General features: G+C 72.5%; 18 protein-coding genes, 2 tRNA genes and 1 pseudogene. 17 read left to right on the plus strand and 4 right to left on the minus strand.

Going from position 1 to position 23,952, the window contains the following annotated elements:
* The first annotated feature begins 121 nt into the window (after window positions 1–121).
* The 3 genes from ACWCWD_RS18950 (at window position 122) to ACWCWD_RS18960 (ending at window position 2,545) form a co-directional block, all read left to right on the plus strand.
* Complete coding sequence (locus tag ACWCWD_RS18950) at window positions 122–481, plus strand: DUF6412 domain-containing protein (protein WP_450773936.1); 360 nt, start codon at window positions 122–124, stop codon at window positions 479–481.
* A gap of 186 nt (window positions 482–667) precedes the next feature.
* On the plus strand, window positions 668–1,438 hold the full coding sequence (locus tag ACWCWD_RS18955) for a YidC/Oxa1 family membrane protein insertase (RefSeq protein WP_450773937.1): 771 nt from the start codon (window positions 668–670) through the stop codon (window positions 1,436–1,438).
* A 246-nt stretch (window positions 1,439–1,684) separates the two neighbouring features.
* Window positions 1,685–2,545, plus strand: coding sequence for a fumarylacetoacetate hydrolase family protein (locus tag ACWCWD_RS18960; protein ID WP_450773938.1), 861 nt, complete (start codon window positions 1,685–1,687; stop codon window positions 2,543–2,545).
* An 83-nt stretch (window positions 2,546–2,628) separates the two neighbouring features.
* On the opposite strand, the gene ACWCWD_RS18965 is transcribed toward ACWCWD_RS18960, so the two are convergent.
* Together ACWCWD_RS18965 and ACWCWD_RS18970 are read right to left on the minus strand one after the other, a co-directional pair.
* The gene (locus ACWCWD_RS18965) at window positions 2,629–3,114 is read right to left on the minus strand and encodes a heme-degrading domain-containing protein (RefSeq protein ID WP_450773939.1); all 486 of its coding nucleotides are present in this window, start codon (window positions 3,112–3,114) and stop codon (window positions 2,629–2,631) included.
* Window positions 3,111–4,256: a Gfo/Idh/MocA family oxidoreductase gene (locus tag ACWCWD_RS18970; RefSeq protein ID WP_450773940.1), complete on the minus strand. Its 1,146-nt coding sequence runs from the start codon at window positions 4,254–4,256 to the stop codon at window positions 3,111–3,113. Before ACWCWD_RS18970 ends, ACWCWD_RS18965 begins: the two co-directional genes overlap by 4 nt.
* Window positions 4,257–4,312: 56 nt before the next feature.
* Between ACWCWD_RS18970 and ACWCWD_RS18975 the strand changes: the two genes are divergently transcribed.
* The 5 genes from ACWCWD_RS18975 to ACWCWD_RS18995 all read left to right on the plus strand — a co-directional run bounded on the left by ACWCWD_RS18975 (window position 4,313) and on the right by ACWCWD_RS18995 (window position 9,473).
* Window positions 4,313–5,488 carry an ROK family transcriptional regulator gene (locus ACWCWD_RS18975; RefSeq protein WP_450773941.1) on the plus strand — a complete coding sequence of 392 codons (1,176 nt, stop codon included), beginning with the start codon at window positions 4,313–4,315 and terminating at the stop codon, window positions 5,486–5,488.
* Between the two features lie 259 nt (window positions 5,489–5,747).
* Window positions 5,748–7,007 (plus strand): peptidase, encoded by a 1,260-nt coding sequence (locus tag ACWCWD_RS18980; protein ID WP_450773942.1) that lies wholly within the window; start codon window positions 5,748–5,750, stop codon window positions 7,005–7,007.
* A 258-nt stretch (window positions 7,008–7,265) separates the two neighbouring features.
* On the plus strand, window positions 7,266–8,045 hold the full coding sequence (locus tag ACWCWD_RS18985) for an HAD-IIA family hydrolase (RefSeq protein ID WP_386894811.1): 780 nt from the start codon (window positions 7,266–7,268) through the stop codon (window positions 8,043–8,045).
* Window positions 8,046–8,251: 206 nt separating this feature from the next.
* Window positions 8,252–8,800, plus strand: a complete 549-nt coding sequence (locus ACWCWD_RS18990; RefSeq protein WP_450773943.1) for a hypothetical protein — start codon at window positions 8,252–8,254, stop codon at window positions 8,798–8,800.
* A 1-nt stretch (window position 8,801) separates the two neighbouring features.
* Window positions 8,802–9,473: a class F sortase gene (locus ACWCWD_RS18995; protein ID WP_450773944.1), complete on the plus strand. Its 672-nt coding sequence runs from the start codon at window positions 8,802–8,804 to the stop codon at window positions 9,471–9,473.
* A 417-nt stretch (window positions 9,474–9,890) separates the two neighbouring features.
* Here ACWCWD_RS18995 and ACWCWD_RS19000 read toward each other — a convergent pair.
* Window positions 9,891–9,964 (minus strand) — tRNA-Lys (locus ACWCWD_RS19000).
* Between the two features lie 188 nt (window positions 9,965–10,152).
* Here ACWCWD_RS19000 and ACWCWD_RS19005 point away from each other — a divergent pair.
* The 3 genes and pseudogenes from ACWCWD_RS19005 (at window position 10,153) to ACWCWD_RS19015 (ending at window position 13,988) form a co-directional block, all read left to right on the plus strand.
* Complete coding sequence (locus tag ACWCWD_RS19005) at window positions 10,153–11,451, plus strand: peptidoglycan-binding protein (protein WP_450773945.1); 1,299 nt, start codon at window positions 10,153–10,155, stop codon at window positions 11,449–11,451.
* Window positions 11,452–12,048: 597 nt separating this feature from the next.
* Window positions 12,049–13,224: pseudogene (locus ACWCWD_RS19010) on the plus strand (SPFH domain-containing protein); the annotation flags it as partial.
* Between the two features lie 173 nt (window positions 13,225–13,397).
* On the plus strand, window positions 13,398–13,988 hold the full coding sequence (locus ACWCWD_RS19015; protein ID WP_450773946.1) for a lytic polysaccharide monooxygenase auxiliary activity family 9 protein: 591 nt from the start codon (window positions 13,398–13,400) through the stop codon (window positions 13,986–13,988).
* A 242-nt stretch (window positions 13,989–14,230) separates the two neighbouring features.
* On the opposite strand, the gene ACWCWD_RS19020 is transcribed toward ACWCWD_RS19015, so the two are convergent.
* Window positions 14,231–14,304 (minus strand) — tRNA-Lys (locus tag ACWCWD_RS19020).
* 300 nt (window positions 14,305–14,604) lie between these two features.
* On the opposite strand from ACWCWD_RS19020, the gene ACWCWD_RS19025 reads away from it, so the two are divergent.
* The 6 genes from ACWCWD_RS19025 to ACWCWD_RS19050 all read left to right on the plus strand — a co-directional run bounded on the left by ACWCWD_RS19025 (window position 14,605) and on the right by ACWCWD_RS19050 (window position 23,906).
* The gene (locus ACWCWD_RS19025; RefSeq protein WP_450774021.1) at window positions 14,605–15,612 is read left to right on the plus strand and encodes a LacI family DNA-binding transcriptional regulator; all 1,008 of its coding nucleotides are present in this window, start codon (window positions 14,605–14,607) and stop codon (window positions 15,610–15,612) included.
* A 204-nt stretch (window positions 15,613–15,816) separates the two neighbouring features.
* On the plus strand, window positions 15,817–17,187 hold the full coding sequence (locus ACWCWD_RS19030; protein ID WP_450773947.1) for an extracellular solute-binding protein: 1,371 nt from the start codon (window positions 15,817–15,819) through the stop codon (window positions 17,185–17,187).
* A gap of 2 nt (window positions 17,188–17,189) precedes the next feature.
* Entirely contained in the window at window positions 17,190–18,236 is a 1,047-nt protein-coding gene (locus tag ACWCWD_RS19035; protein WP_450773948.1) for a carbohydrate ABC transporter permease, read from the plus strand.
* 11 nt (window positions 18,237–18,247) lie between these two features.
* Entirely contained in the window at window positions 18,248–19,135 is an 888-nt protein-coding gene (locus ACWCWD_RS19040) for a carbohydrate ABC transporter permease (protein WP_450773949.1), read from the plus strand.
* An 86-nt stretch (window positions 19,136–19,221) separates the two neighbouring features.
* Window positions 19,222–22,164 carry a CBM35 domain-containing protein gene (locus ACWCWD_RS19045; protein WP_450773950.1) on the plus strand — a complete coding sequence of 981 codons (2,943 nt, stop codon included), beginning with the start codon at window positions 19,222–19,224 and terminating at the stop codon, window positions 22,162–22,164.
* Between the two features lie 74 nt (window positions 22,165–22,238).
* A complete protein-coding gene (locus ACWCWD_RS19050) occupies window positions 22,239–23,906 on the plus strand; it encodes a glycoside hydrolase family 13 protein (protein WP_450773951.1) in 1,668 nt (555 codons plus the stop codon).
* Window positions 23,907–23,952: the final 46 nt, after the last annotated feature.

A 23,952-nucleotide genomic window follows, 5' to 3' on the forward strand; every position in this document is an offset into this window, starting at 1 on the left:
GCCCGGTGTGATCCAGGCCATCGTGTATAACGGCTGGAGAGGTCCACGACCGGCAAGAGCCCGGCGGCGGACCGGAAACACGAGTGACGTGAACGGCACGAGCGGCGGAACAGGAGGAGCCATGGGCGAGGCGTACGCGCGCACGAACCCGTACACCGGGCGCCTCCGCGGTTCCTTCGCGCGCCTGCTCAGGCCCGCGGGTCTGCTGCTCCTCTTCGTCACCGAGATCCTCCTCACCGAGGGCGGCAACCTCTCCGCCGCCGTCGCGCTCGCCGCCACCGCCGCGGCGGGCTCCGCGCTCCTCGCCTGCTCGGTGATCAGCGCGCGCTGCGCCGTCCCCGTGCCCCGGACGCGGGTCCGCACCGCGCTGCGGGACCGCCGGCACCGTACGGCGTTCCTGCCGCAGCGGGACCCCGACGCCAAGGGGCGTACCCGCCCCCGCGCACCCGGGCGTGCCGTTCTCCGCACGGCCGCCGCGTAAGGCTCTCGCCCCCTCGGACCCGACACCGACGCGCCCCTCCACGGGCGCCGTCCTGCCGATCCCGTACGAAGTCCACGCGCCGCGTCCGTACCCGCGCGCGCCGGCACGCCACCGTGCCCGCGCCGAACGCCCCGCGTTCCGACTCCGTACTTCACCGGCACGACGAGACCCCTCGGAGGGCTCCCCATGTCCGCGTTCATGTCCGCTTTCGCGAGCCTGGTCGGCGCGTTCGCCGACCTGCTCCACCCGCTGTTCCAGTCGGCGTCCGCCGCCGCGGCGATCATCCTGTTCACCGCGCTCGTACGGCTCGCCGTGCACCCCCTGTCGCGGGCCGCCGCGCGCGGGCAGAAGGCCCGTACGCGCCTCCAGCCGCAGATCGCCGAGCTGCGCAAGAAGCATGGCAAGAACCCCGAGCGCATGCAGAAGGCGCTCATGGAACTGCACAAGGAGGAGCAGGTCTCGCCGCTCTCCGGCTGCCTGCCGAGCCTCTTCCAGATGCCCGCGTTCTTCCTGCTGTACCACCTCTTCTCCTCCACGCGGATCGGCGGCGAGGCCAACGAACTCCTCGGCCACCAGCTCTTCGGGGCGCCGCTCGGCGAGCGCTGGCACCACGCCCTCGCCGAGGGCGGCCTCTTCGGCGGCCAGGGGCTGGTCTACCTCGGCCTCTTCGTGATCGTCGCGACCGTGGCCACCTTCAACTACCGGCGTACCAAGCGTCAGATGGCCCTCAACCCGGTGACCCCCACGACCGGCCCCGACGGCCAGCCTGTACCGGGCATGGGCGCGATGGCGAAGGTGATGCCGCTGATGTCGTTCTTCACCCTCTTCACCGTGGCCGTGGTGCCGCTCGCGGCGGCCCTGTACGTCGTCACCAGCACCACCTGGACCGCGATCGAAAGGGCCTACCTCTACCGCGACGCGCCTGCCGCCGGTGCGGCGATGGCCTCCATCGTCTGACCCGCTAAAACGCTCTCTGCCTGGGATTATGTGGGTCCTGGATGCGTCCAGGGGCTGAGCGTGCCTTGCCAAGTGATCGGATGTCTTGCAGTCTGGACAGGTGAGGACGGGCTGCGCGGGTGCGGGTTCCGGCTACCGGCCGGCCGCACCCCGTCGGGCCGGTACCCCTCTCCACCCAGGAATCTCCACCAGGAATCTCCACCCGGGCATCTCTGCCCAGGAATCTCTACCCAGGGAGTGGCACCCGTGAAGTTGCTTCGAGTCGGCACGGCGGGAGCGGAGCGTCCGGCTCTGCTCGCGGAGGACGGAACACTGCGCGACCTGTCGGGGGTCGTCCCCGACATCGACAGTGCGCTGCTCGCCGACGAGCACGGGCTCGACCGGGTGCGCGCCGCCGCGGCCGACCCCGCCTCGCTGCCCGAGCTGGACCCGGCCGGGCTGCGGACCGGGGCGCCGCTCACCCGCATCGGCAAGATCATCTGCATCGGGCTGAACTACCACGACCACGCGAAGGAGACCGGCGCGGAGATCCCCGCGGAGCCGATCCTCTTCTTCAAGGCGCCCGACACGGTCGTCGGCCCCGAGGACACCGTCCTCGTCCCGCGCAACAGCGTGAAGACCGACTGGGAGGTCGAGCTCGCGGTCGTCATCGGCCGCACCGCCCGCTACCTCGACTCGGCCGAGGAGGCGCTGGAGCACGTCGCCGGATACGCCACGGCGCACGACGTCTCCGAGCGCGAGTTCCAGATCGAGCGCGGCGGAACCTGGGACAAGGGCAAGAACTGCGAGACCTTCAACCCGCTCGGCCCCTGGTTCGTGACCGCCGACGAGATCCCGGACCCGCAGGCGCTGGAGCTGAAGCTCTGGGTCAACGGCGAGCTGAAGCAGGACGGCACCACCGCCGAGCAGATCTTCCCGGTCGGCGAGGTCGTGCGCTACCTCAGCCACTTCATGACCCTCTACCCGGGCGACGTGATCAACACGGGCACCCCGGCGGGCGTCGCGATGGGCCACCCGGACCCGAAGCCGTACCTGCGGGCGGGCGACGTCGTCGAGCTGGAGATCGAGGGCCTGGGACGCCAGCGCCAGGTGCTGAAGGACGCGTAACACGTCGTACGAACGCCCCGGGGGCCCCGCGCGGATGTCGATGCGCGGGGCCCCCGGGACGTATGTACGGGTGCGGGTCCGGGTCAGCCTTCCAGCGTGGCCAGGAACTCCTCCAGTGCCTGGACCACCAGGGCGTGGTCCTCGGCCTGGGGGAGGCCCGAGACGGTGACGGTGCCGATGACGCCCGCTCCGTCGACGGTGATCGGGAACGAGCCGCCGTGCGCGGCGTACGTGCCCAGCGGCAGGCGGGACGAGTCCTCGAAGGTGGTGCCCTTCGCACGGAAGCGGGTGCCCACCAGGTAGGAGCTCTCGCCGTACCGCTCCACGACCTTGCGCTTGCGGTCGATCCAGGCGTCGTTGTCGGCGCTGGAGCCCGGGAGCGCGACGTGGAACAGCTGCTGCGGGCCGCGCCGGATGTCGATGGCGACCGGGGCGTTGCGCTCGCGGGCCAGCCGGACCAGCAGGGTGCCGAGGGCGTACGCGTCCTCGTACCCGAAGCGGGGCAGGGTCAGCCGGCGCTCCTGGGCGAGCAGTTCGGAGACGGTCGGCGCGTCGGGGCGGCTGCTCATGCCCGCGCCTCCTTCGCGGCCGGCGTGCCGGTGGGCTGCGCGGGGTGGGCGCCCGGCTGCGGGACCAGGGTGACGGAGACGCCCTCCTGCGCGGAGCGGCGGGCCGCCTCCAGTACGTCCAGGGCGGCGGCCGCCTCCAGGGCGGTGACCGGGTTCTCGCCGGTGCCGCGCAGGGCGGCGGCGACGGCCGCGTAGTACGCCGGGTAGTCACCGGGCAGCGTACGGACCGGGACACCGCCGCCGGTCAGCGGCGACTCGCCCGAGCCGAGCCGGCCCCACAGGCCCTCGGGCTCCTCGCCCCACGGCTCCTGGCCGGCACCGGGACGGCGGCCCTCGCGCAGCGCCGCCTCCTGCGGGTCCAGGCCGTACTTCACGTAACCGGCCTGCTGGCCCAGCACCCGGAAGCGCGGGCCGAGCTGGGCGGTGGTGGCGCTGGCGTACAGGTGCGAGCGGACGCCGCTCTCGTGGGTGATCGCGATGAAGGTGTCGTCGTCGGTCGCGGCGCCGGGGCGGCGGGCGTCCGACTCGGCGTACACCTGCACGGCCGGGCCGAACAGGACCAGCGCCTGGTCGACGATGTGGCTGCCCAGGTCGTAGAGGAGCCCGCCGATCTCCTGCGGGTCGCCCGACTCGCGCCAGCCGCCCTTCAGCTGCGGGCGCCACCGCTCGAACCGGGACTCGAAGCGCTGCACCGAGCCGAGCTCGCCGTCGGCCATCAGCCGGGCGATCGTCAGGAAGTCGTTGTCCCAGCGGCGGTTCTGGAAGACCGAGAGCAGCAGCCCGCTCTCCTCGGCGAGCGCGGCCAGCTCGCGCGCCTCGGCGGCCGTACCCGCGATCGGCTTGTCGACGACGACCGGCAGCCCGGCCGCCAGGGCGGCCTTCGCGACCGGGACGTGCGTCTTGTTCGGGGTCGCGATCACGACGAGGTCCAGCTCGTCGGCGCGCGCCCACAGCTCCTCGGGCGAGTCGGCGAAGCGGACGGCGGGGAACTCGGTGCGGGCCTGCGCCCGGCGCTCCTCGTTCGACGTGACGACCGTGTCGAGCACCAGGCCCTCGGTCGCCGCGATCAGCGGGGCGTGGAAGACGGAACCCGCCAGGCCGTAGCCGACGAGAGCGACGCGGAGGGGATCGGTGGAAGTCATGCCCACCACTTAAGCAACGCTGTTGCCAAAGTGCAAGCGGTGGCCACAATGGGGTGGTGAACACCAGCGATACCAGCGATCCCCGCAGCGCCCCCGGCGTCGGCGCGCGCAACGGTGCCGGGGTCAACCTCCCGGCCCTGCGCCACCACAACGCCGCCCTCGTGCTCGACCTGCTGCGCGGCGCCGGCGGCGACGGCATCAGCCGCCTGGAACTGGCCGAGCGCACCGGGCTCACCCCGCAGGCCGTCAGCAAGATCACCGCCCGGCTGCGCGCCGAGGGCCTCGCCGCCGAGGCCGGCCGCCGCGCCTCCACCGGCGGCAAGCCGCGCACCGTGCTCCGGCTCGTTCCCGACGCCCGGTACGCCGTCGGCCTCCACCTGGACCGGGACGAGCTGACCGCCGTCCTCGTCGACCTCGCCGGTACGCCCGTCGCCGTCCGCACCGCACCCCTCGACCTCGGTGCCCCGGCGGCCGAGGTCGTCGCGGGCGCGGCGGACGCGGTCGCGGAGGTGAGCGCCCCGGTGGCGGAGGGTGCCCCCGCCGACGAGGCGTACGCCCCCGGGCGCCCCGCCGTGCTCGGCGTGGGCGTGGCCCTCCCCGGGCCGCTCGACCACCGCGACGGGGTGCTGCACCGGGTCACCGGATTCCCGCAGTGGGACGGGTTCCCGCTCCGCGAGGCCCTCGCCGCCCGCACCGGCCTGCCGGTCTCCGTGGACAAGGACACCAACGCCGCCGCCCTCGGCCTCGCCCTGCGCGACCCGGCCGCGGGCGACTTCGCCTACCTCCACCTCGGTACGGGCCTGGGCGCCGGGCTCGTCCTCGGCGGCGCCCTGCACCGGGGCGCGCGCACCGGCGCGGGCGAGTTCGGGCACCAGACCCTCCAACTGGACGGTCCGCTGTGCGGCTGCGGCGGGCGCGGCTGCGTCGAGGCGCTCTGCCTGGCGGCGGTGGACCGGGGCGACGTGGCCGAGGCCGCCCGGGTGCTGGGCGCCGGGGCCGCCAACCTCGTCGCGCTGCTCGACATCGACCGGGTGGTGCTGGGCGGGCGTACGGTCGCGGCGCACGAGGACACCTACGTACGCGGCGTGCGCGCCGTGATCGAGGAGCGCGCCCGGCGCGAAGGCGTCGGGACGCCCGTCCCGGTCGCGGTCGCGGGCGGCGGCGACCGCCCCGTCGCCGAGGGCGCCGCCCAGCTCGTCCTCGGCCCGCTCTTCGGGCGGACGGCGGAGTGACGGCCGGGGCGGCGGCGTGACGACAGAGGGCGTCGCGGCGGACGGAGTCACGGCGGTGGAGTGACGGGGTGCCGCCGGGCGGGCGGTCTCCGGCATGTCGGTGCGATGTTCGTACGTATGCGTGGCAGCGTCTCCGCCGACACGCCGGTGACTCCGCGCACCGGTCACGACGCGCCGGTGGTTCCTCCGCACCGGTCACGACGCGCCGGTGCTTCTTCCGCACCGGTCGTTCGTTCGCGAGCTGCGAAGGGTGCCTTCCATGCCCCCCAAACCTCCCGCACGACTGCGACCTCCCGCGCGACTGCGCGACGGACGCGCGCTCACCTCACTCGGCCTGGCGGCCGGAATCGCCGTACCGGGCGCGCTGCTCGGCGGCCCGCCGACCTCCGCGACGGAACACTCCGCAACCACCACCGCCACCGTCCTCGCGGACCAGCCGCCCGCCTGCGGCGACCCGGACACCAAGGACTTCCCCATCGGCACCCGTATCCACGGCGGCCCGGACACCTACGCGTCCGGCGGGGGATACGGGATCTGGTACCTGGACCTCGTCAACACCACCGCCGAGTCCTGCCGCGCCCTCCACCCCGTACTCGTCCTGACCGACCAGGACCGGCAGTTGACGCCGGACCAGATCCAGCTCGCGTACGCGGAACGCGCCGGCACCGGGACGGGCGCGGGCAACGGTACGGGCGCGGAACACCGGGTCAGCTGGGAGACCACCGACCGGAACGAGCAGATCGGGGTCTTCGGCAGCGGCGAAGGGGGCGACGACTTCGAGGGGTTCACCGTCCCCGCCGGACGCACGGTCACCGTCCGCGTCCGGATGGCCTTCACCTCCGACACCCGGCCCGGAAAGGTCGTGGCCAACGCCGCCATTGTGCAGCGCCGACCGGCCGCGCCCCCCACGGACGCGGTGGCGGACGGTTCCGTCGTGGCCCCGGACGGGGACTGGGTGGGGGAGTCGGAGGACTACCCGTTCTCCATCGTCGAGGGGGACCTCGAAGGCGGCGCCGACCTGGTGCTCCCCGACGAGTCCGACGCCGACGGGACCGCCTCCGAGGACCTCCTCGCCGGGGGGAACGCGGAGGACGGGTCCGGCACCGGGGCGGACACGGACACGGAATCGGACGCGGGCGCCGGGGACGGGACCACCGGCGCGGAGGGCGGTTCCGGCACGGACAGTGGCACGGAGAGCGGCACGGCAACCGCCCCGGAGGGCGCCACCGCCCCCGGCACGGGACCCGGCACCAGGCCCCCGGGCACCACCCCCCGCACCGGCACCACCCCCTCCACCGCTCCCGACTCCCGCACTGCTCCCGGCTCTTCCATCGCACCCCCGGGCGGCGGTTCCGGTCCGTCGCGCGACGCCGCCGGGAACCCGTTGCCCGAGCTCGCCCGGACCGGCCGCGCCGCCCGTGCGGCGGCCCTGCGTACCGGCGCGGCGGCCACCGCGCTGCTGCTCGCCGGTACGGCCGCGCTGCTGCTGGCCCGCCGGATGCGGCGGGGCCGGGGCTGACGAGCGGGCGGGGCTGCGACGCGGGCGGAGCCGAGGCGCGGCCGTACCCGACGAGCGGGCGGAGCCGAGGCGCGGCCGGAGCCGATCCACGGGTGGCGGCACGGCCGTCGCGCTCACGCGCTCCCCGCAAGCCCCCGTGGACCGACCGATCTTGATACGCCGTACACCGCCTAAACTCGGGGCGTCGGCGCTGCACACCGCGGTGCCGCCGGCGTCCAGCACCTCGTGTGCACCGTGCGTACGGCAGGAGTCCGTGTGATGGCAGAGCGCAAGCCGATCGAGTCCTGGTTGACCGACATGGACGGGGTCCTCATCCACGAGGGCACTCCCATCCCCGGCGCGGACGCGTTCATCAAGCGGCTGCGGGAGTCCGGGAAGCCCTTCCTCGTCCTCACCAACAACTCCATCTACACCGCCCGCGACCTGCACGCCCGGCTCAGCCGCATGGGCCTGGCCGTTCCGGTCGAGAACATCTGGACCTCCGCGCTGGCGACCGCCCAGTTCCTGGACGACCAGCGTCCGGGCGGCACGGCGTACGTCATCGGGGAGGCGGGGCTCACCACCGCGCTGCACGACATCGGGTACGTCCTCACCGACCACGACCCCGACTACGTGGTGCTCGGCGAGACCCGTACGTACAGCTTCGAGGCGCTGACCAAGGCGATCCGGCTGATCAACGCGGGCGCCCGCTTCATCTGCACCAACCCGGACGAGACCGGCCCGTCCGCCGAGGGACCGCTGCCGGCCACCGGGTCCGTCGCGGCCCTGATCACCAAGGCCACCGGCAAGGAGCCGTACTTCGCCGGCAAGCCCAACCCGCTGATGATGCGGACCGGGCTCAACGCCATCGGCGCCCACTCCGAGACGAGCGCCATGATCGGCGACCGGATGGACACCGACGTGCTGGCCGGTCTTGAGGCCGGGATGGAGACGTTCCTGGTGCTCACCGGGCTCACCACCACCGCCGACATCGACCGCTACCCCTTCCGCCCGTCGAACGTGGTCGACTCCATCGCGGACCTCGTCGACCTGGTCTGAGGCTGGTCGGACATCGGGCCGGACACCGGAGCCGACACCGGTCCGACGCGCCGCGCCGTCGCCGGTCCGTCGCCGCGCCTTCGCCGGTCCGAAGCGCGGCGCCGTCGCCGGTCCCACGTCGGTCCGCTGCCACGCTGTCCCCCGACCGGGCGACAGCGGATGCGGGAAGCGTGCGTACGGGTGAACCTTCCAGCAGGAGGTTCACGATGCGTTCACTGTCCCTCACCATCTGTGCTACTGCGGCGGCCGCGGCGATATCCGTCTCCGCGCCCGCCGCTTCGGCCGTTCCGTACGACGACGGCACCCTCAGGGTGACCCCGTCCACCACCGCCCCCGGCGGCAAGGTCGAGCTCTGGTCCGACGCCTGCGGCAAGGGCAAGGAGGGCCTCGGCACGTCCGAGGCCTTCGTCTCCCCGGTGCGGTTCACCCCCGCCGACGGGAAGGGCCTCCGCGCCGAGGCCCGTGTCCGCGACGACGCCGAGGCCGGCCGGTACGACGTCACCCTGCGCTGCGAGGGCAAGGGCGGCGGGGGCGGCCGGGCCTCCGGCAGCCTCACCGTGGTGCACCACGCCCGGCCGACCCCGGTCGCCCCCGTCCGGGCCGGAGGCGGCGGCACCGCCGTACTCGCCGAGCAGGGCGGGAACGCCGACGGCCCGGGCCTCCCGCACGTGGTGGCAGGGCTGGCCCTCGCCGCCGTCGCCGCGGCCGCCGTCGCCTTCCGCGGCGCACGCCGCCGCCGTCCGGTCGCGGACTGACGTGTCCGCCCCCGCCCGCCCGGCAGGTACCGGGCGGCTGTTCACCGGAGTGGTGTGGGCCGTGCTCCTGCTCGGCCTCTGGCTCTGGGGCCGCGAGGCCGCCGGAGGACCCGGCGGCAGCTCCGCGCCGACCACCGGCGACGTCGCGGCGGTCGGCCGCCCCCTCGGGGCGCAGCTGCCCCCGGCGCACGAACCGCTGGACGGTTCGCCGCCGCGGGAGGTCGAGATCGAGTCCGTCGGCATCGACGCCCCCGTCGTCGGGCGCGGCCTCGACGGCGAGGGAGCCGTCGACCCGCCCCCGTTCGAGACCCCCGGGACCGTCGGCTGGTACGACGGCGGAGCCGAACCCGGCACCGCCGGGGCGGCCCTCATGGTCGGCCACGTCGACACGGAGACCGAGCCCGCCGTCTTCTACGGACTGAGCGCGACCCGGCCCGGCGCCGAGATCAGGGTGACCCGGGCCGACGGCACGGTCGCCGAGTTCACCGTCGACGACGTACAGGTCTTCACCCGGGAACGCTTCGACGCGCAGAAGGCGTACGGGCCCCGCCAGGACGGCCGGGCCGAACTCCGGCTGATCACCTGCGGCGGTACGTACGACAAGGCGGCACACGCCTACACCGCCAACGTCGTCGTCTCCGCCTACCTCACGGGCGAGGACTCCGGGGCCTGACCCACACCCCCGCCCGCCGTGCCCGCCCGGCCCCGTCCGCCGGCCGCTCCCCTCCCGGAGCGGCCGGCGGACGGGGCCGCCGCCGTGCGCGCCGCCCCGCGTTGCGCGAAGCGGCGGGCCGCACGGGCCGTGAGGTGTTCCGGGGCTTCCGTGCGGGGAGAATCAATCAAGGCGCTCCGTGACGGTTTGTCTTCGGAGAGTCACCGATTCGGGGTGGCGCGCGCAGGCCGCGCGACCCCGGCCGGCGCGCCCTCGGCGGCACCGGGGGCGTGGCGAGATGTCGCGCGGAGGCGTGCAGAGATACGGAGAGGTGGAAGCGAGCCTCGCGATGTGTGCGAGGCAGGGGCGTGCGCCCCGGCGGTAGCCGGGCAACGAACAAGGCCCCCTCACGTGAAGTGAGAGGGCCTTGACTCTGCGTGCGCCGCCAGGGACTCGAACCCCGGACCCGCTGATTAAGAGTCAGCTGCTCTAACCAACTGAGCTAGCGGCGCCTGCTGACCTGGAGAACATTACCGGATTCCGCAGCATGCTCTTGACCATTTCCCATGACGCCACGCCCTGTCGCATGGTCGTTTTTTCTCTTTGATCCGTCAAAATGCGATTTGTCACGAGAGTTGAGACACTGGCGCCCGTCGCGGAGTGCCTCAAAAAATCTTGACGAGTCCGGAGGGGAATCGACATGACCGTCCCGGTCTTCACGGAGTACGAACCCACGGCCGACTGCGGCTGCGCCGGCTGTGCCCGCCAGCGCCGTACGGCGGCGGCCCGGACCCTGCCGCCCCGCATGGGCGGCCATCCCGCCGCGCACGGAGCGCGCCGCGCACTGGTGCTGGCGACGGCCGCCGGGGTGGTCCTCTCCGCCGGCGCCGCCGAGGCCGCCGCCCCGGCGGGCCACAGCGCCGGGCCCGTCCGCGCCGACGACGTGACCGGCCCCGGGCCCGGCACTCCGCAGGGGCAGGCCGGACCGCTCATGGGCGGTGGGGCGTCGGGGCCGCCCGCCACGGCGGAGCCCCTGGCCCTGCGGACCACCACCCGCAGCGAGATCATCGCCCGCGCCAAGACCTGGGTGGCCGCGAAGGTGCCGTACGACATGGAGAAGTTCTGGTCGGACGGGTATCGCCAGGACTGCTCCGGCTACGTCTCGATGGCCTGGGACCTGGGCGGAAACGAGTGGACCGGCAGTCTCTCCTCGTACGGCACGCGGATCGCGCGCTCGCAGCTGGAGCCGGGCGACATCCTGCTCTTCCACAACCCGGCCGACCCCAACAAGGGGTCGCACGTCACGATCTTCGGCGGCTGGACCAACAGCGCCCACACCCAGTACATGGCGTACGAGCAGACACCCCCGGCCACCCGCAAGAAGGCCACGCCCCTCGCGTACTGGAGCAACTCCGACAAGTACCTGGCCTACCGCTACAAGGGGCTGACCCGGGGCTCCGGCGGCGGCTCGTCGGCGGGCTTCCCCGGCGCCGCCACGTTCGGGCCGGGAACCCGCAACGCCCACGTCACGCGGCTCGGCGAAATGCTGGTGGCGCGGGGCGGGAAACGTTTCTACACCAGGGGCCCCGGTCCCGTCTGGAGCGAGGCGGACCGGCGCGCGACCCGGGCGTTCCAGCAGGCGCAGGGGTGGAAGGGTGCGAACGCGGACGGCCTTCCCGGCCCGGACACCTGGCGACGGCTCGTCAACGGCACCGGGAAGAACATCCCGGCCACCGGTGCGGGAGGCGCCCCGAAGACGGTTCCGGCCTTCCCCGGACGGGGCTATTTCAAGCCGGGTCAGTCGAACGCCCATGTCGAGCGGCTCGGCAAGCAGTTGGTGAAGAAGGGATTCGGCAGGCACTACGTGTCGGGACCCGGCCGCCGCTGGACCGAGGCGGACCGGCGCAACGTGGAGGCGTTCCAGCGCGCCCAGGGCTGGCGCGGCCGCGTCGCGGACGGCTACCCGGGTCCGGACACCTGGCGGCGGCTCTTCTCCTGAGCGAGCCGGGGGACCCGGGGCCTGGGTGAGCTGAGGGGCCTGTGGGGCCTATGGAGCCTGTGGGGCCTGAGGCGTCTGACGGGTCTGACGGGTCTGAGGTTCCCGACGGGCCTGAGGGGCCTGAGAGGCGCCCGGTGGATCGGCGGATGGACAGCTCCGGGACCGCCGGAGCGCGGAAGGGAACGGTGGGGCGTGTACGGAGACGAGGAAGACCGCGTGGGGGCGGGCCGGGCAGCGGGAGGGGGAGCGGGAGACGGTACGGACGCGGGAGCGGGCCGGGGACCGGACCCGGACCCGGGCCTCGCCGGGGACGGCGATCCGCGTACGGGGGGCGGCGGTCCGGGTACCGAGGGGCCCTGTGTGGACGTGGTGCTGGAGCTCGCGCACGGCGGGACGGAGCCCGACTCGATGCGCACCGTCTCGGCCACGGTCTCGGTGCCGTCGGGCGAGGCACCGTCGGGCGAGGTGCCCGGGGGTGAGGGGGGTGAGGTGCCCGGAGGTGACGAACCCGCGGACGAGGTCTCCCCCGGTGAGATGCCCGGGGGTGAGGTGCCCGCTCCGGCCGACGGCTTCCGCGAGGATCTCCGGTGGGGCGCCGGCCGCCGCCGGTCCGTCATCGCCAACGAGGCCACCGCCTCCATCCCGGTGCACCTGCTCTTCCGCGACGAACCCCGCGACCCCGACGACCGGACCGGGTTCGTCCCGCGCGCCGGGGCCGGCGACCCGCACCGCGCCGCCGGTGTCGCCTCGCTGCCCGTCGCCGTGGCCCGGCACACGCTGCCGGCCGACCGGTCCGGGGCCGGGATGCGGCGCCCTCCCGTACCCCGCCCGCCCCAGGTGCGGCCGCCGACCCGGCCCGCGCCGGTCGCCGACCCCCGGCTGCGCGAGCGCCCCGGTCCGGCACTGCCCGGCTGGGTGGCTGTGCTCACCGGGGCCGCCGGCTGCGCCGCCGTGCTGGTGGTCCTCTGGTGGGCGGGCGCGCTGCCGGGACAGGCGCAGACCCGGCTCGGCATCGGGCCCCGCCCGTACCAGGGCATCGGCATCGGCCTCTGGGCGGTGCTCGCGGTGCTGGTGACCGTGGTGCTCTTCGCGTTCGGGGGTCTCGGGCGCGGGCGGGTCGGGTACGCCCTGGTGCTGACCCTCTTCGGCGACTACCGGGGGAGCGTCCGGCGCACCGGGCTCTTCTGGGTCTCCCCGCTGCTGCTCCGCCGCCGCACCGACGTACGGCTGCGGCACTGGCGGAGCGAGCCGATGCCCGCCGTGGACGCGAACGGTACGGCACTGCGCGTCACCGTCCTCGTCGTCTGGCGGGTCGAGAACACCGTCCGGGCGGTCCTGGGGGTCGCGGACCACGAGGCGTACCTGCGGGAACAGGTCGAGGCGGCGATGGCCCGGGTCCTCTCGCAGCTGCCCGCCGACGCCTTCCACGAGGACGCCCCCACGCTGCGGAACGCCGAGGCCGTCGGGGACGCGCTGACGCGGATGCTGAAGGCGGACTGCGAGCCGGTCGGGGTGGAGGTGTACTCCGCGCAGCCGACCGGGATCGAGTACGCCCCCGAGGTCGCGGCGGCCATGCAGCGCCGCCGGGTCGCGGCGCTCGACGCGAGACACCGGGACAGCGTCCTGACCTCCGTGGTGGACGCGGTCGACGACACCGTCAACCGGCTCACCACGCGCGGACTCGTCGCGCTCGACGACTACGAACGCAAGTCCCTGGTAAGGGACTTGACGGTGGCCTTCTACACGGGGCGAGGTGGAGGTGAAGGGATCTGAGGGGCCCGAGGGGCAGGTGCGGCGGCGCAGCATAGCGAAGCGGAATGCCGTCACGCAGTGGTCTGGACATGTTCACGGCACGTCAATACTGTGGGAGTTGGTCTAGACCGCACGACCGCGCGCTTCACGAGCAGTGCTCACCGGAAAATCCCCATGTCCCTGAGGAGCGAAGCATGCGTAAGAGGGCAAGCGCGGCCGTGGTCGGCCTGGCGATCTTGGGCGCTTCGGCGCTCGCCACCAGCAGCGCCAGCAGCCACGGCTACACCGACAACCCCATCAGCCGCCAGAAGCTCTGTGCCAACGGCACCGTCACCAACTGCGGCAACATCCAGTGGGAGCCGCAGAGTGTCGAGGGCCCGAAGGGCTTCCCGACCGCGGGTCCGGCGGACGGGGCGATCTGCTCCGCCAACCACAGCGAGTTCGCGCAGCTCGACGACCCGCGCGGCGGCAACTGGCCCACCACGCAGGTCACCGGCGGCCAGTCGTTCAACTTCCGCTGGCAGTTCACCGCCCGTCACTCCACGACGGACTTCCGGTACTACATCACCAAGCAGGGCTGGGACCCCACGAAGCCGCTCACCCGGGCCTCGCTGGACTCACAGCCGTTCCTGACGGTGCCGTACAACAACCAGCAGCCGCCGGCCACGCTGACCCAGACGGGCACCATCCCCAGCGGGAAGACCGGCCACCACATCATCCTCGCGGTGTGGACGATCGCGGACACCGCGAACGCGTTCTACTCCTGCTCGGACGTGAAGTTCTGATCCCGGCGCCGGAGACGGGTGGGTGCTCGACGGCCCCCGTACGGGCACGGGCGTGAGAAGCGCCGGACCGAGAGACACCGGCGTGAGCTGGACGGGGAGCGCGGCCGGCGACGGCCGGACGTGATGCCCCGAAGATGAGGTGCGGCCGTTCGGGCGGGATGGCCGAACTCACGGAACACCCGAAAACAGCAGAACGCAGTGGGGCGGTCTCCGGTGCCGGAGACCGCCCCACTGTCGTGTCGTGCGCCGCCAGGGACTCGAACCCCGGACCCGCTGATTAAGAGTCAGCTGCTCTAACCAACTGAGCTAGCGGCGCCTGCTGACTCGAAAATAATACCTGGTCCGGAGGGGTGCTGATGACACCCCCATCCGGGGAGGGGTGTGGGTGCCCGCCTCGTGGGCCGTTCCGGGCCTCCTGTCGCGCCTCCGCCCCTCGCGTCCACCCCCGAGCGCGGCGCTCGCGGTGCCCGCCGCGCTCCCCCTGCCTCCGCCCCGCGCCCGCCGCGCCTCGTGCCCGCGAGAACGCGCCAGCCGCAGGGGCGTGCGTCAGCCAAAGTAAGTTTCTTACGTAAGTGATCTTTCTTTTTGCGTTCTTTCTTGTCACGCTGACTCCGTGATGAATCGAAGGATCTCCGAAGTCGCCGCGTACGCGGGTGTCAGTACGGCCACCGTCGGCCGCGTCCTCAACGGGCGTACGGGTGTGTCCGCCCCCACCCGCGAGGCGGTGCTGGCCGCCCTGGACGTGTGCGGCATCGAGCGGCCGGCGGGCATGCGCGGGGAGCGCGCGGCGCTGATCGGGCTCGTCGTGCCCGACCTGCAGAACCCGGTCTTCTCCGCGTTCTCCGAGGCCCTGTGCGTGCTGCTGGACAGGCGGGGGCTCATCCCCGTGCTCTGCACGCACGGCCAGGACGGGGTCTCGGAGGCGCACTACATCGAGATGCTGCTGCGGCAGAACATCGGCGGAATCGTCTTCGTGGGCGCCAGTTACGCCGACGCGGGGCCGGAGCACGGACGGGTGCTGCGGGAGCGCGGGGTGCCGATGGTGCTGGTCAACGCGGCGGACGAGAACTCCGGCGTGGCCCAGGTGCGGGTGGACGACGCGCTCGCCGCCGAGCAGGCGCTGGCCCACCTCGCCGCGCTCGGGCACGAGCGGATCGGCATGGTCCTGGGGCCCGGCGGGCACGTCCCCTCCGCCCGGAAACTCGCCGGTTTCGCGGCCTTCTGCAGCCGCCGGGGCGTCGCGCCGGAGGAGTGGCGGCGGCTGGTCGCGCACGCCCTGTTCACCATGGAGGGCGGGGCCACCGCGCTGCCCCGGCTGCTGTCCGAAGGGGTCACCGGGATCGTTTGCGCGAGCGACGCGCTGGCCCTCGGGGTCATCCGCGGGGCGCGCCGCCAGGGGCTGCGGGTGCCGGAGGACCTGTCGGTGGTCGGCTTCGACGATTCCCCGTACATGGTGGCCACCGACCCGCCGCTGACCACCGCCCGGCAGCCGGTCCAGGCCATGGCGGCGGCGGCCGTGGCTGCCCTGGCGGGCCAGATCGAAGGGCGTGCGGATGCGAACGAGCTCCTGATGTTCGACACGGAGCTGATCGTGCGCGGCTCGACTGCGGGCCGCCCTCGCTGAGGTGTCCCGCAGAGGTTCGTCGGGGTCCGTGGAGGGCCGGTGGAGGGTGTGCCGTCGGACAGCTCCGTGTTACCAGTGCAAGCCCCGCTGATTACCTTCTTGCGCAGATGCATTGACTTCTTGCGTAACGGGCTTCTACCTTCAGCGCTGTTCACGTGCATCGGGTCCCGCAGCCCGGGGGCACCCATCAGGAAGGCGATTCGCATGAATGGCATGGCCGGCGTCAGCAGGCGTCAACTTCTCGGTTCGGCGACCGCGCTCGCCCTGGGCCTGGCCCTCACGGGCTGCGGCGGTTCCTCCGGTTCCTCGTCCGGCGTCGACGAGAACGGCGTGGTCACGATCAGCGTGAACGGGATGCCGGCCAAGACGCAGCCCGAGGACCGCAAGGACTTCGAGGAGCTGGTCAAGCAGTTCGAGGCCGCCCACCCCAAGATCAAGATCGATGCCCGCGAGGGCCAGATGGACCCGAAGACCTTCGCGGCCAAGCTCGCCGGGGGCCAGCTGGAGGACGTGTACTACGTCTACTTCACCGACCCCGCCGGGCTCATCCAGCGCCGCCAGGCCGCCGACATCACGAAGTACCTCAAGGACGTCCCGTACCTGGACCAGGTGCGTCCCGCCCTGCAGGACGTCTTCAAGGGACCCGACGGCAAGATCTACGGCCTGCCCACCGGCAACTACTCCCTCGGCCTCGTCTACAACCGAGCCCTCTTCGAGAAGGCCGGACTCGACCCCGACAAGCCGCCGACCACCTGGGAGGAGGTGCGCACCGCCGCGCAGAAGATCAGCGCGCTCGGCGACGGCACCGTCGGATACGCCGACTACAGCAAGAACAACCAGGGCGGCTGGCACCTCACCTCGTGGATCTACTCCATGGGCGGGGACGTGGCCACCCAGCAGAACGGGAAGTGGAAGGCCGCGTTCGACAGCGACGCGGGCCGCAAGGCGCTCCAGGCCCTGCACGACATGCGCTGGACCGACAAGTCCATGGGCACCCGCCAGCTCCTGGAGATCGCCGACGTCCAGAAGATGATGGGCTCCGGCAAGCTCGGGATGTACATGGCAGGTCCGGACAACATCCCCACCATCGTCAAGCAGTTCGAGAGCAAGTACGACGACTACGGCCTGGCGGCGCTCCCCGGCACCGCGACCCTCGGCGGCGGCGACGGCTTCATGTTCAACCCGAAGGCCTCCCCGGAGAAGATCAAGGCCGGGCTCCAGTGGATCCAGTGGAAGTACCTCAACCCGGACCGCGAGGAGGAGAACGTCAAGAAGTTCTCCGGCCTCGACGTGCCGATCGGTCTCCCGCAGCCCAACCTCTTCGACGGCGCGGCGCAGGCGAAGAACGACGCGATCCACGCGAAGTACGCCAACGTCCCGCAGGCCAACTACCAGCCGTTCGTCGACCGCAGCGACGACGTCGCCGTCAAGGTCGAGCCGCCGAACGCGCAGCAGCTCTACACGATCCTCGACGGGGTCATGCAGTCCGTGCTGACCAAGGAGGACGCCGATCTCGACAAGCTGCTCGCCGACGCCGCGAAGCGCGCCGACTCCGTCCTCGCCACGGTGAAGTGATCATGGCCGGCCGACCGCTCCCCACCTCCCCGGCGCGCGCCGCGGCCCGCGACCGGACCCCGGTACGGGACGGAGCCCCGGCACCCGCCGGGGCGTCCGGGCCCGCCGCGAAGATCTCGACCGACGGGCCCCCCGTACCGCCCGCGGGCCCGTCCGCCCGGGGCGGGGCGGCGACCGGCCGGCTGCGGCAGAAGGTGCGCGAGAACCTCGTCGCGTACCTCTTCCTCGCCGCCGGACTGATCTGCTTCGCGCTCTTCTCCTGGTACCCGATCGTCCGCGGCATCCTGCTCGGCTTCCAGCAGGTCACCTTCGCCCAGCCCGCCGAGTGGGTCGGGCTGGACAACTTCCGCCGCCTCTTCGAGGACCCGCTCTTCCTCACCGCCTGGAAGAACACCGGCTGGTTCACCCTGCTCGCCCTGGTCTTCGGCTTCGCCGCCCCGTTCGCGACCGCCGTCGTCCTGAACGAACTCCGGCGCGGCAAGGCGTACCTCCGGATGACCGTCTACCTCCCGGTCATGCTGCCCTCGGTCGTCACCATGCTGCTCTGGCGGTGGTTCTACGATCCGGGCCCCGGCCTCTTCAACAACGTGCTGGACGTCTTCCACCTCCCCGCCCAGCAGTGGCTGGAGTCGGAGAACCTCGCGATGGTCTCCCTGGTCCTCGTCTCCACCTGGGCCAACATGGGCACCACCACCCTGATCTACCTCGCGGCACTCGGCGGCATCCCCGGCGAGCTGTACGAGGCGGCCGAGCTCGACGGGGCGTCGATCCGGCGGCGGCTGTGGCACGTCACGATCCCGCAGATGCGGTTCATCCTGATGATCACCCTGCTGCTCCAGGTCATCGGCACCATGCAGGTCTTCGTGGAACCGTTCGTGCTGACCGGCGGCGGACCCGACGACGCCACCGTCACCGTCCTGCTGCTGCTCTACCGCTACGCCTTCGTCTACAACGACTTCGGCCTGGCCAGCGCCATGAGCACGCTGCTCTTCGTGGTGCTCGGCATCTTCGCCGGCGTGTATCTGCGCCTGACCCGGAGCAAGGGCTGAGAGGAAGAGTCATGGCCGCCGAAACACCCACCCGCACCCTGATCGCGCCCACCGAGATGAACCGGCGCGTCGGCAGGTTCCTCCACCGCTTCGTGCTGACCGCCACCCTGATCGGCTTCACCCTCGCCTTCGTCTTCCCGCTCTACTGGATGGCGTCCGGCGCGCTGAAGTCGTCGAGCGAACTCGCCGCCCCCACCCCGACGCTCGTTCCGGAGAGCTTCCACCCGGAGAGCTACACCGACGCCTGGACCAACGTCGGGCTCGGCCACTTCTTCCTCAACACCTTCGTGCTCGCCCTGGGCGCCTGGCTGACCCAGCTGCTCATCGACGTGACCGCCGCGTACGCGCTCTCCAAGCTGCGCCCGCTCCTCGGCAACGTGATCCTCGGCATGATGCTGGCGACCCTGATGCTGCCGGTGTCCGCGCTGCTGGTGCCGACGTACCTCACCGTCGTCGACGTACCGATCCTGCACGTCAACCTGATCAACACCCCGTTCGCCATCTGGCTCCCGGCGGCGGCCAACGCCTTCAACATCTTTCTGCTGAAGCGCTTCTTCGACCAGATACCCGCCGAACTCCTCGACTCCGCACGGATCGACGGCGCCGGCACGCTCAGGGTCCTGGTCTCCGTGGTGCTGCCGCTCTCCCGGCCGGTCCTCGCCGTCGTCTCGATCTTCGCGGTCGTCGGCGTCTGGAAGGACTTCCTCTGGCCGATGCTCGTCCTGCCCGACGAGGCGAAGCAGCCCATCACCGTCGCGCTCAACCGGCTGGCCGAGTTCATGCCCGCCAACCAGCTGCTCGCCGGAATGGTCATGGCCAGCATCCCCCTGCTGGTCCTCTTCCTGATCTTCCAGCGGCACATCATCGCGGGCCTCACCGCGGGCAGCCTCAAGGGCTGACCCGCGCGCCGCCGGTCCCTCCCGCGAGCACCACCCCCTTACCCCCGCACGTCCAGGGACCCCACCCACAGGAAGGGCACACCGCTGTGTCTCCTGCACCACGCCGGCGCCCCCGCGCCGTACGTCTCGTCGTCCCCCTGCTCCTGTCCATGCTCGGCGCCCTGCTGCTCGGCGCCACGACCACGGCCACCGCCGAGGCCGCCACCACCGCGCTGGAGGCCGAGTCGGCCCAGCTCTCCGGGGGTGCGGCCGTCTCCACCGAGCACTCCGGTTACACCGGTACCGGGTTCGTCGGCGGGTTCACCGACGCCCACAAGGGCACGGCCTCCGTCTCCTTCGCCGTCCAGTCGTCCGCCGCCGGGGCCGGTTCCCTCTCGCTGCGGTACGCGAACGGGACCGGCGCCGCGATGACGCTGAGCCTCTACGTGAACGGGGCGAAGGTCCGCCAGATCAGCCTCGCGCCGACCGCGAGCTGGGACACCTGGTCCACCCGCGAGGAACAGGTGACCTACGCGCAGGGCGCCAACACGGTCGCCCTCACCTTCACCACCGCCGACAGCGGCAACGTCAACCTCGACAGCCTCACCGCCACCACCGGTACCGGCACCGGCGGCGGCACGGGCACCGGCTCCTCCGGCCTGGAGGCCGAGTCGGCCCAGCTCTCCGGGGGTGCGGCCGTCTCCACCGAGCACTCCGGCTACACCGGTACCGGGTTCGTCGGCGGGTTCACCGACGCCAACAAGGGCACGGCATCCGTCACCTTCTCCATCCCCTCCTCTCTCGCCGGGAACGGCTCGGCCACGCTGCGGTACGCGAACGGGACCGGCGCCGCGATGACGCTGAGCCTCTACGTGAACGGGGCGAAGGTCCGGCAGGTGAGCCTCGCCCCCACCGCGAACTGGGACACCTGGTCCACCCACGACGAGCAGGTGACCTACGCGAAGGGCACCAACACCGTCGCCTTCACGTTCACCACCGCCGACAGCGGCAACGTCAACCTCGACGGCCTCGCCGTCACCACCCCGACCGAGACCACGCCGGTCACCCTGACCCACCAGGCCGAGACCGCGTTCGTCTCCGGCGGGGCGGCCACGGCCGCCGCCGTCAGCGGCTACGAGGGCACCGGCTACCTCACCGGGTTCACCACCACCGGCGCCCGCGCGGTCCTCGCCGTGAACGCCCCGTCCGCCGCCGGCTACCCGCTGGTGCTGCGCTACCGCACCCCGGACGCCACCGCCGCGACCGTCACCCTGCTCGCCAACGGCACCAAGGTCCGCGTGCTGACCCTGCCCGCCACCAACGGCGCCTGGGCGAACGCCACCACCGACGTGCCGCTGCGCGCCTCGCTCAACCACGTCACCCTGCGGACCGCCCCCGGCGACAACGGCAACCTCCAGCTCGACGGGGTCACCGTCACCGGCTCCACCCCCAACGCCGTGCGCGGCGCGACCCTCCCGTACACGGCGTACGAGGCGGAGGCCGGAACCACCAACGCCTCCACCACAGGACCCGACCGCACCTACCTCACCGTGGCCTCCGAGGCCTCCGGCCGCCGGGCCGTGGTGCTCGACCAGACCGGCGAGTACGTGCAGTTCACGCTCACCCAGCCCGCCGACGCGCTGACCCTGCGCTACTCGGTACCGGACAACGCGGCGGGCACCGGCGCCGACTCCACGCTCAGCGTCTACGCCAACGGCACCCAGGTCCGCGATCTCGGCCTCAGCTCCACGTACAGCTGGGTCTACGGCACGTACCCGTACACCAACACGCCCTCCCAGGGCTCCGCGCACCACTTCTTCGACGAGACCCGCACCCTCACCGGCCACCTCGCCGCGGGCACCGTGCTGAAGTTCCAGAAGGACGCCGGCGACACCGCCGCCTCCTACACCCTGGACCTGGTCGAGACCGAGGCCGTCCCGGCCGCCCTCCCCATGCCGTCCACCGGATTCGTCTCCGCCACCACCCTCGGTGTCACCCCGGACGACTCCACCGACGACACCGCTGCCCTCAACGCCGCGGTCAGCACCGCCACTTCGCAGGGCAAGGGGCTCTGGCTGCCCACCGGTACGTACGACATCTCCGGCCACGTCGACCTCGCCGGGGCCGACCTGCGGGGCGCCGGGCAGTGGTACACCGTGCTGCGCGGCAAGAACGGCAAGGGCGGCCTCTTCGGACGCGGCGGCACCAGCAACGTCCAGGACCTCACGATCGCCGGGGACGTCCGCTACCGCGACGACGCCAACTTCGACGCCGCGGTCGAGGGCGACTTCGGCAACGGCTCCAGCCTGACGAACCTCTGGATCGAGCACACCAAGGTCGGCCTCTGGATCGACGCGCCCACCAACGGCCTCTACGCCGCCGGGCTCCGCATCCGCGACACCTTCGCCGACGGCGTCAACCTCCACAAGGGGACCACCGGAACCGAGGTCTCGCACAGCAGCATCCGCAACACCGGCGACGACGGGCTCGCCATGTTCTCCGAGGCGCAGGCCGTCAGCAACAGCGCCTTCCGCTTCGACACCGTCCAACTGCCCCTGCTCGCCAACGCCGTCGGCATCTACGGCGGCAACGCCAACCGGGTCGAGGACAACCTCCTCGCCGACACCGTCACCGGCTCCTCCGGCATCGCGATCAGCAGCAGGTTCGCCCCCGTCCCGTTCAGCGGCACCACCGTCGTGCTGCGCAACACCCTTAACCGGACCGGTGGTTACGAACCCAACTGGGCGAGCAAGCTCGGCGCCCTCTGGATCTACGCCGACTCCTCCGACATCACCGCGCCGATCCTGCTCCAGGACAACACCGTCCTCGACAGCACCTACAGCGGTCTTCTCGTCTCCTGGCAGAAGAACGTCCAGTCCCTCACCGTCACCAACCTGGCCATCACCACGGCCGGTTCGTACGGCATCGAGATCAACTCCGCCGGTTCCGGGACCTTCTCCGGCACCACCGTCACCGGGGCCGCCGCCGGCGGACTCTCCCTGGCGGGCGGCTTCACGGTCAACAGGGGCTCCGGCAACACCGGCTGGTGACACCCGACCGGTGCGGGCCCGTGCCTGACCACGGGCCCGCACCACCCCGTATCCCCACAGCAAGGAGTCTCAGAGTGACCACCCCCTGGTGGCGGCACGCCGCCATCTACCAGATCTACGTACGCAGCTTCGCCGACGGCAACGGCGACGGCACCGGCGACCTCGCCGGAGTCCGCGCCCGCCTGCCGTACCTGCGCGAACTCGGCGTGGACGCACTGTGGTTCAACCCCTGGTACACCTCGCCGATGGCGGACGCGGGCTACGACGTCGCCGACTACCGCGACATCGACCCCCTCTTCGGCACCCTCGCCGAAGCCGAGGCGCTGATCACCGAGGCCCACGACCACGGGCTGCGGGTCCTCGTCGACCTGGTGCCCAACCACTGCTCCGACCAGCACGTCTGGTTCCAGCAGGCGCTCGCCGCCGGACCCGGCTCACCGGAACGCGAGCGCTTCTGGTTCGTCCCCGGCAAGGGCCCCGACGGAGCGCTCCCGCCCAACGACTGGAACTCCTACTTCGGCGGACCCGCCTGGACCCGGATCACCGAGGCGGACGGCACCCCCGGACCCTGGTACCTCCACATGTTCGCCCCCGAACAGCCCGACCTGAACTGGGAACACCCCGAGGTACGGGAGGAGTTCGAGGACGTCCTCCGCTTCTGGCTCGACCGGGGCGTCGACGGCTTCCGGATCGACGTGGCGCACGGACTGGCGAAGGAGCCCGGACTGCCCGACGTCGGCCCCGACCCGGACATCACCGACCTCCCCTACCAGGACTGCGCCCCCGTCCACGACATCTACCGCTCCTGGCGGAAGCTCCTCGACACCTACGACGGTGAACGTGTCTTCGTCGGCGAGGTCTGGCTCCCCAGCCCCGAGCAGTTCGCCCGCTACCTGCGTTCCGACGAACTGCACTCCGCGTTCAACTTCGACTTCCTCTGCTGCGCCTGGGACGCGAAGGCCCTGCGCGGAGTCGTCGACTCCACCTTCGCCGCCCACGCCCCGGTCGGCGCCCCGCCCACCTGGGTGCTCTCCAACCACGACACCATCCGCCACGTCACCCGCTACGGCCGCGAGGACACCTCCTTCGACATGGGCGACAAGCGGCTCCTCGACCCCAGCGATCCGGTCCTCGGCCGCCGCCGGGGCCGCGCCGCCGCCCTCCTCACCCTGGCCCTCCCCGGCGGGGTGTACATCTACCAGGGCGACGAACTCGGCCTGCCCGAGGTGCAGGACCTGCCCGACGCCCTCCTCCAGGACCCCACCTTCGTCCGCTCCGGCGGCACCGACCGGGGCCGCGACGGCTGCCGCGTCCCGCTGCCGTGGCGGACGACCGGCACCTCGCTGGGCTTCTCGGCCGGGGACGCGGAGGCGGGCGACGCGGCGGCGGGCGATGCGGAAGCCGGTGGCGCCGCCGCCCCGTGGCTGCCCCAGCCGGCCGACTGGTCCGCGCTCAGCGTGGCGGCCCAGGAGGCCGACCCGGACTCCGTCCTCACGCTCTACCGCACGGGCCTGGCGCTCCGCCGGGAGCTGCTGGTCGGCCTGCCGGAGTCGCTGACCTGGGTGGACGCCGGGCCCGACGTGCTGGTCTTCGACCGGGGCGAGGGCTTCCGCTGTGTGGTCAACCTGGGGGAGCGCCCGTACGAGCTGCCCGCCGGTGCGACTGTCCTGCTGGCCTCCGGCGAGCTCGTGGACGGCGCCGTGCCGCAGGACACCACGGTGTGGCTCGGGCTCAGCCGCTGACCCGTACGTGGAAGGGGGCGGACCGGTCCGACCGGTCCGCCCCTCG

It is taken from the genome of Streptomyces sp. NPDC001493, assembly GCF_053597235.1.